Origin of the sequence: Streptomyces sp. NPDC087845, assembly GCF_044742755.1 — a bacterium.
Classification (GTDB): Bacteria; Actinomycetota; Actinomycetes; order Streptomycetales; family Streptomycetaceae; genus Streptomyces.
Genome location: NZ_JBIUVC010000007.1, coordinates 363,188 through 371,048 on the forward strand (window position 1 = coordinate 363,188; position 7,861 = coordinate 371,048).

Below are 7,861 nucleotides of genomic sequence, written 5' to 3' on the forward strand. Positions count from 1 at the left end.
CGGTGACGCGAGGTCACTGGGTGCGGTTCTCACCGCGGTAGTACTCGAAGACCCAGCCGAACAGGCCGATCAGGATCATCGGGGCCGAGAAGTAGAGCAGCCACCAGCCGAAGACGATGCCCAGGAAGGCGAGGGCACCGCCGACCGCCAGCGAGAGCGGCTGCCAGCTGTGCGGGGAGAAGAACCCCACCTCGCCGGCCTCGTCCGCGACATCGGCCTCCTTGTTGTCCTGAGCCATGGCGTCGACCCGCTGCGCCGTGAAGGCCAGGTAGAAGCCGATCATGACGCTCAGGCCGAAGGCCAGGACGAGCGCGGTGGTACCGGCCGGCTCCTTCGACCACACGCCGTACGTGACGGCCATGGCGAGGATGAAGACGCTCAGCCAGAGGAACATCTTGCCCTGGATCTTCACTTGCCGGCCTCCTTGCCACCAGCGAGGGCCTTGTCACCCTCGGAGTGGGGCTCCAGCAGTTCGAGCGCCGCGATCTCCGGGTGGTGCAGGTCGAACGCCGGGGATTCGGAACGGATCCGCGGCAGGGTGAGGAAGTTGTGCCGCGGCGGCGGGCAGGAGGTCGCCCACTCCAGCGAACGGCCGTAGCCCCACGGGTCGTCGACCTCGACCTTCTTGCCGTACTTGGCGGTCTTCCACACGTTGTAGAAGAACGGCAGCATCGACAGGCCGAGCAGGAACGAGGAGATCGTCGAGATCGTGTTCAGCGCGGTGAAGCCGTCCGCGGCGAGGTAGTCCGCGTAACGACGCGGCATGCCCTCGGCACCCAGCCAGTGCTGCACCAGGAACGTGCCGTGGAAGCCCACGAACAGCGTCCAGAACGTGATCTTGCCGAGCCGCTCGTCCAGCATCTTCCCGGTGAACTTCGGCCACCAGAAGTGGAATCCGGAGAACATCGCGAAGACCACGGTGCCGAAGATGACGTAGTGGAAGTGCGCGACGACGAAGTACGAGTCCGAGACGTGGAAGTCCATCGGGGGCGACGCCAGGATCACACCGGTCAGACCACCGAAGGTGAAGGTGATCAGGAAGCCGACGGCCCAGAGCATCGGTGTCTCGAAGGACAGCGACCCCTTCCACATCGTGCCGATCCAGTTGAAGAACTTCACACCGGTCGGTACCGCGATGAGGAATGTCATGAACGAGAAGAACGGCAGCAGCACACCGCCGGTGACGTACATGTGGTGTGCCCACACGGTCACGGAGAGGCCCGCGATCGCGATCGTCGCGCTGATCAGGCCGATGTAGCCGAACATCGGCTTGCGGCTGAACACCGGGATCACTTCGGAAATGATTCCGAAGAATGGCAGGGCGATGATGTACACCTCTGGATGGCCGAAGAACCAGAAGAGGTGTTGCCAGAGCAATGGGCCGCCATTGGCCGCATCGAATACATGCGCACCGAATTTGCGGTCCGCCTCCAGCGCGAAGAGCGCGGCGGCGAGAACCGGGAAGGCCAGCAGGACCAGCACACCGGTCAGCAGGACGTTCCAGACGAAGATCGGCATGCGGAACATCGTCATGCCAGGGGCACGCATGCAGATGATCGTGGTGATGAAGTTGACCGAGCCGAGGATCGTGCCGAAGCCGGAGAAGGCCAGACCCATGATCCACATGTCGGCGCCGACACCCGGCGAACGGACCGCGTCCGAGAGCGGGGAGTAGGCGAACCAGCCGAAGTCGGCAGCGCCCTGCGGGGTGAGGAAGCCGGCCACCGCGATGATCGAGCCGAAGAGGTACAGCCAGTACGCGAACATGTTCAACCGCGGGAACGCCACGTCGGGCGCGCCGATCTGCAACGGCATGATCCAGTTCGCGAACCCGGCGAACAGCGGCGTCGCGAACATCAGCAGCATGATCGTGCCGTGCATCGTGAACGCCTGGTTGAACTGCTCGTTCGACATGATCTGCGTGCCGGGACGGGCCAGTTCGGCGCGCATGAAGAGCGCCATCAGACCGCCGATGCAGAAGAACGCGAACGATGTGACCAGGTACATCGTGCCGATCGTCTTGTGGTCAGTGGTGGTCAGCCACTTGATGACGACGTTTCCCGGCTGCTTGCGCCGGACCGGCAGCTCGTCCTCGTACGAGTCGTCTGCTGCCGCGGCACCCTGAGGTTCGTTGAGGATGCTCACAGTTTGTTCGTCTCCGCATTCCTGGCCGGGTCAGTCTGCGCGATGCCGGCCGGCACGTAGCCCGTCTGGCCCTTCTTCGCCAGCTCCTTGAGGTGCGCCTGGTAGCGCTCCGGGGAGACGACCTTGACGTTGAAGAGCATCCGGGAGTGGTCGGCGCCGCAGAGCTCGGCGCACTTGCCCATGAAGGTGCCCTCCTGGTTGGGGGTCACCTCGAAGGCGTTGGTGTGGCCCGGAAAGACGTCCTGCTTCATGAGGAACGGCACCACCCAGAAGGAGTGGATGACGTCACGCGAAGTCAGGACGAAGCGGACCTTCTCGCCCTTCGGCAGCCACAGGGTCGGACCCGGGTTGCCGTTCTGCGGGTTCCGCGTTCCCGGGATGCCGTAGTCGTAGACGCCCTCGGCACCCTTGGGGAAGTCCTTGCGGAACCGGTCCGGGATGGCGTCCAGTTCCTTGGGGATCTTGTTGCCCGTGGCGGTCGAGCCGTCCACGTTCTCGATGTAGTTGAATCCCCAGCTCCACTGGTAGCCGACCACGTTGACCGTGTGGGCGGGCTTCGGGGAGAGCGTGAGGAGCTTCGATTCATCGCGCGCGGTGAAGTAGAACAACACCGAGACGATGATCAGGGGGACCACGGTGTACAGCGCCTCGATGGGCATGTTGTACCTGGTCTGCGGAGGAACCTCGACCTTGGTGCGACTGCGCCGGTGGAAGATGACGCTCCACAGGATCAGACCCCAGACCAGCACACCCGTGGCGAGCGCTGCCGCCCACGAGCCCTGCCAGAGGGAAAGGATCCTAGGTGCCTCTTCCGTTACCGGCGTGGGCATACCAAGGCGGGGGAAGTCCTTGTATGTGCAACCGGTTGCGGTCGCCAGGATCAGGCCCGCAGTCAGCACCTGCGGCAGCTTCCGCCGCATCGGGCGCCGCGACGAGCGGTCGGAGCCGTTGGGACTCACGTAGCGCCTTCCCGAGAGTCTCGCCCGCGCGGTCGGCGCGGCCGTCTTTCTGGTCGGTCGCCGCCCTGACGCGGGCAGGGGTTTGGATGTTTATGCGGACCAAACCCTACTGGACGCCATTTGGGGCCGCGCGGGGAGGGTGCCCAACGCGCCGTCCGGGTCCCCGAAGGGGTGGAATACGGGCCTCCGGCCGCCATCTGACGCCCCCTCTCCCGGCCGTCCGGGCGGCCCCTCCCCGGGCCCGGACCCGGCGCGGGCTAGCGTGGCGGCGTGCCCTACTTCGACGCCGCTTCCTCCGCCCCCCTGCACCCCGTCGCCCGCCAGGCGCTGCTTGCCGCGCTGGACGAGGGGTGGGCCGACCCGGCCAGGCTCTACCGCGAGGGGCGGCGGGCCCGGCTGCTGCTCGACGCGGCCCGGGAGGCCGCCGCGGAGGCCGTCGGGTGCCGTCCGGACGAGCTCACGTTCACTCCTTCGGGGACCCTGGCGGTGCACTCCGGGATGTCCGGAGCGCTCGCGGGGCGTCGGCGTGTCGGCCGTCATCTGGTCGTCTCCTCGGTCGAGCACTCGTCGGTGCTCCATTCGGCCGCCGCCCATGAGGCGGGGGGCGGATCGGTCTCCGAGGTCGCGGTCGACCGGTCGGGGGCGGTGAGCGCGGCGGCCTACGCGGACGCGCTGTGCGAGGACACCGCACTGGCCTGTCTGCAGTCGGCCAATCACGAGGTCGGCACCGAGCAGCCGGTGGCCGAGGTGGCGGAGGTCTGCCGGGCGGCGGGGGTGCCGCTGCTGGTGGACGCCGCGCAGTCGCTGGGCTGGGGGCGGGTGCCGGACGGCTGGTCGCTGCTGGCGGCCAGCGCGCACAAGTGGGGCGGGCCCTCGGGGGTCGGGCTGCTGGCGGTGCGCAAGGGGGTGCGGTTCGCGGCTCAAGGACCGGCCGGCGAACGGGAGTCCGGTCGGGCCGCGGGGTTCGAGAACCTTCCGGCGATCGTGGCCGCGGCGGCGTCGCTGCGGGCGGTGCGGACGGAGGCGGTGGCCGAATCCGTACGGCTGCGGTCCCTGGTGGACCGCCTCAGGGCCCGGGTGCCGCAGTTGGTGCCCGATGTGGAGGTGGTCGGCGATCCGGTGCGGCGGCTGCCGCATCTGGTGACCTTCTCCTGTCTCTATGTCGACGGAGAGACACTGCTCCATGAACTGGACCGGGCCGGTTTCTCCGTGTCGTCCGGTTCCTCCTGCACCAGCAGCACGCTGATTCCGAGCCATGTGCTCAAGGCGATGGGGGTGCTGTCGGAGGGGAACGTACGGGTGTCGCTGCCGTCCGGCACGGCGGACGGGGACGTCGACCGCTTCCTGGACGTGCTGCCCCGGGTGGTGGCGGAGGTGCGGGAGAGGCTGGGGGCGCCTGTTTCGGCTCCTCCCTCCCCCGCCGCGGCACCGTCCCTGGTGGTCGATGCCCTCGGGAGGCGGTGCCCGATCCCCGTGATCGAGCTCGCCAAGGTGATCGGGGAGGTACCGCTGGGCGGCACGGTGACCGTGCTCTCCGACGACGAGGCGGCGCGCCTGGACATCCCCGCCTGGTGCGCGATGCGCGAGCAGGAGTACGTGGGCGAGGAGCCGGCGGACCGCGGCTCGGCCTATGTGGTCCGCCGGCTCACCTGAGGTTCTCCGGGGTCAGCCCAGGTGCGTGTGGACCTCGGCGGCGGCTGCGTGGCCGTACGCCTTGGTGAAGCGGTCCATGAAGTGGGCGCGGCGCAGCGTGTACTCCTGGGTGCCGACGGTCTCGATGACCAGGGTGGCGAGCATGCAGCCGACCTGGGCGGCGCGCTCCAGGCCGACGCCCCAGGCGAGACCGGAGAGGAAACCGGCGCGGAAGGCGTCGCCGACACCGGTCGGGTCGGCCTTGATCTCCTCCTCCGGGCAGCCGACCTCGATGGCCTCGTGGCCGGCCCGCTCGATCCGGACACCGCGGGCGCCGAGCGTGGTGACCCGGTGGCCGACCTTGGCCAGGATCTGCTCGTCGCTCCAGCCGGTCTTGGACTCGATGAGCCCCTTCTCGTACTCGTTGGAGAAGAGGTACGTGGCGCCGTCGAGGAGGATCCGGATCTCGTCGCCGTTCATCCGGGCGATCTGCTGCGAGAAGTCCGCGGCGAACGGGATGCCGCGCGAGCGGCACTCCTCGGTGTGGCGGAGCATCCCCTCGGGGTCGTCGGCGCCGATGGAGACGAGGTCGAGGCCGCCGACGCGGTCGGCGACGGCCTTCAGCTCGATGAGCCGGGCCTCGCTCATCGCGCCCGTGTAGAAGGAGCCGATCTGGTTGTGGTCCGCGTCCGTCGTGCAGACGAAGCGCGCGGTGTGCAGGACCTCGGAGATCCGGACCGAATCCGTGTCGACGCCGTGGCGGTCGAGCCAGGCACGGTACTCGTCGAAGTCGGAGCCCGCGGCGCCGACCAGGATCGGACGGGTGCCCAGCAGGCCCATACCGAAGCAGATGTTGGCGGCGACACCGCCCCGGCGCACGTCGAGGTTGTCGACCAGGAAGGAGAGCGAGACCGTGTGCAGCTGATCCGCGACCAGCTGGTCGGCGAAACGGCCGGGGAAGGTCATGAGGTGATCGGTGGCAATGGAGCCGGTGACTGCGATTCGCACGGGAAACTGCTCCTGCGGAGATCGGGGGGAACGGGTGACTGCGTTCCCGGGGCGGCGTGACAGTTCACGCTACCCGCTTCACATGCGCGCCCTGAAGGGGGGAAAACTACCCGATAGTAGGTCTTTCTTCTCAGGGCGTGCGGTGCCTACGGTGCGGTTATGTCGAACCACAGCGCTATGCGCGAGTCCGAGATCAGCCTGGCCGAGCTGCGCGGTGACTGCGCGCGGATGGCTCCGCACTGGGTGGTCCCCGCGAAGTCCGCCCCCGCTCCGGTCGCCCCGTCCCTGATCCACGGCGTGACGGTGCCGGCCGCCTCCGCGCGGCTGATCGACGCCATGTCCGAGTACGGCGACTGAGACCGGCACCGATCGCGTCCGACGCCCCCGAGGGAACCGAGCGCTCCTGCGCCCCGTCCCACCGTTGTCCCCCACCCGCTGGGCGGACGGCAGGCCGTGTGAGGGCCTGTGACGGCAACGCAGGCGAAGGAGCGGATCCGGTGAGCACCGAGCGACCCGACAACGACGTGACCGGCCCCCGGCGGCGTTCGCCGCTCGCCGTGGCCTCGGTGGCGGCAGCCGTACTGCTGGCCGGGGGCGGTGGCGCGTACTGGGCCGCCACCGCCGCGGACGGTGGCGGCAGGAGCGGCGGCAACGCGGCCGGCCGCGGGGAGCCCACCCCTCCCCCACTGGCCCTGGACGGGCGCGCGGGCGCCCCGGCGGCCCCCGGCGGGTCCTCGCCGGGGGCCGCACCGGGCATCGCGCCGGGCGAGCCCGATCCGCACGGCGGCCGGGTGGTCTACCGCGCCTCCGGCGAACTGCCCGAGGGCCCGCGCACGGCGGCGGTGCAGCGCGCGGAGGGGACGGTCACCGCGGCGGAGGTGGCCCGGCTGGCGAAGGCGCTGGGTCTCGGGGGCACGCCACGGGCCGAGGGCACGTCCTGGAAGGTGGGGTCCGAGGGGGACGGATCGGGCCCGGTCCTACAGGTGGACAAGCAGGCCCCCGGCACCTGGAGTTTCGCCCGGTACGGCTCCGGCGGTACGGACAACTGTGAGAAGACCACGGCCTGTTCGGGCAGGCAGACGGCCCCGGGCGGCGGCGGATCCCCGGTGGGCGAGAGCGCCGCCCGGGCTGCCGCGGCGCCGGTCCTGAAGGCGGTGGGCCAGGACGGTGCCGCCCTCGACTCCCGCCGGCTCATGGGTTCGGTACGGGTGGTGAACGCCGACCCGGTGGTGGACGGACTTCCCACCCATGGCTGGTCGACCGGGATCCAGGTGGGTTCCGAAGGTGAAGTCGTCGGCGGCAGCGGGCAGTTGAAGGGCCTGGAGAAGGGCGACAGCTATCCGGTCATCAGCGCGGGCGAGGCACTGAAGCAGTTGAACGGGGCGACGTCCCGGACGGACGGGCGCGCGGACATCGGCGGCTGCGCCACCCCCGTACCTCTGCGGGACGGCCTGAAATCGCCGGCGGCCCACTGCGGGACGCGGACCGGTGCGGAGCGGCCGACGACGACCGTGACGATCGACAGGGCGGCGTTCGGGCTGACGAAACAGTACGTGGCGGGCAAGCAGACGCTCGTACCGTCCTGGCTCTTCTCGGTACGGCCGGCCGCGGGCGGCACGGGCACCACCGTGTCGCAGATCGCCGTGGACCCCGCGTACCTGACGAAGGCCGCGCCCTCCTCGGCGACCCCGCCCCCGGTGGACGCCGGAAAGTCCTCGCGGCAGATCCTCTCGTACAGCACCGACGGGAGGACCCTGTCGGTGACATTCTGGGGCGGGGTGTGCAGCACGTACACGGCGAGCGCGACCGAGAGCGGGACGGCGGTGCGGGTGGCGGTGGCGGAGTCGAAGCCGGCCGAGAAGAAGACCTGCATCATGATCGCCAAGGAGCTGACCCGGACGGTGACACTGGACGCGCCGCTCGGTGACCGGACGGTGGTCGACGCCGCGTCGGGCGGCGATGTGCCCCGCGCCTGACGCCGGAGCCCGTACACAACAGAGGCGGGGGGGGGGGGGGGGGGGGGCGCCCCCGCGCGGGCCGGCCCCCCCCCCCCCCCGCCCCCGCGCATGACCGGGTGCGACCGGCGGAGGGCGCCGCAGGGGGCGGGGGGGTTGTAG

At 69.9% G+C, this 7,861-nt stretch carries 7 protein-coding genes; 3 read left to right on the plus strand and 4 right to left on the minus strand.

Annotated features, from left to right (window positions below; genetic code table 11):
* Positions 1–13: 13 nt before the first annotated feature.
* From ACIOMQ_RS20635 to coxB, 3 genes are read right to left on the minus strand one after another with little or no spacing between them, the layout of a single operon-like run.
* The gene (locus ACIOMQ_RS20635) at positions 14–412 is read right to left on the minus strand and encodes a cytochrome c oxidase subunit 4 (protein ID WP_362204405.1); all 399 of its coding nucleotides are present in this window, start codon (positions 410–412) and stop codon (positions 14–16) included.
* On the minus strand, positions 409–2,145 hold the full coding sequence (ctaD, locus tag ACIOMQ_RS20640) for a cytochrome c oxidase subunit I (protein ID WP_362204402.1): 1,737 nt from the start codon (positions 2,143–2,145) through the stop codon (positions 409–411). The genes ACIOMQ_RS20635 and ctaD overlap by 4 nt, the downstream gene beginning before the upstream one ends.
* Complete coding sequence (coxB, locus tag ACIOMQ_RS20645) at positions 2,142–3,104, minus strand: cytochrome c oxidase subunit II (RefSeq protein WP_362204399.1); 963 nt, start codon at positions 3,102–3,104, stop codon at positions 2,142–2,144. The genes ctaD and coxB overlap by 4 nt, the downstream gene beginning before the upstream one ends.
* Positions 3,105–3,374: 270 nt before the next feature.
* Between coxB and ACIOMQ_RS20650 the strand changes: the two genes are divergently transcribed.
* Positions 3,375–4,757, plus strand: coding sequence for a cysteine desulfurase/sulfurtransferase TusA family protein (locus ACIOMQ_RS20650; protein WP_402189739.1), 1,383 nt, complete (start codon positions 3,375–3,377; stop codon positions 4,755–4,757).
* A 12-nt stretch (positions 4,758–4,769) separates the two neighbouring features.
* Here ACIOMQ_RS20650 and ACIOMQ_RS20655 read toward each other — a convergent pair whose 3' ends face one another.
* Entirely contained in the window at positions 4,770–5,744 is a 975-nt protein-coding gene (locus ACIOMQ_RS20655; RefSeq protein WP_362204393.1) for a carbohydrate kinase family protein, read from the minus strand.
* Between the two features lie 159 nt (positions 5,745–5,903).
* Between ACIOMQ_RS20655 and ACIOMQ_RS20660 the strand changes: the two genes are divergently transcribed.
* Both ACIOMQ_RS20660 and ACIOMQ_RS20665 read left to right on the plus strand, forming a co-directional pair.
* Positions 5,904–6,101, plus strand: coding sequence for a hypothetical protein (locus ACIOMQ_RS20660; RefSeq protein WP_362204390.1), 198 nt, complete (start codon positions 5,904–5,906; stop codon positions 6,099–6,101).
* A 140-nt stretch (positions 6,102–6,241) separates the two neighbouring features.
* Positions 6,242–7,720 carry a hypothetical protein gene (locus ACIOMQ_RS20665; protein ID WP_401264806.1) on the plus strand — a complete coding sequence of 493 codons (1,479 nt, stop codon included), beginning with the start codon at positions 6,242–6,244 and terminating at the stop codon, positions 7,718–7,720.
* The last annotated feature ends 141 nt before the right edge of the window (positions 7,721–7,861 follow it).

What these genes read in the sequence shown, in the direction of transcription:
- ACIOMQ_RS20660 (WP_362204390.1), top strand. Translation starts at nt 5,904, where the DNA reads ATGTCGAACCACAGCGCTATGCGCGAGTCCGAGATCAGCCTGGCCGAG.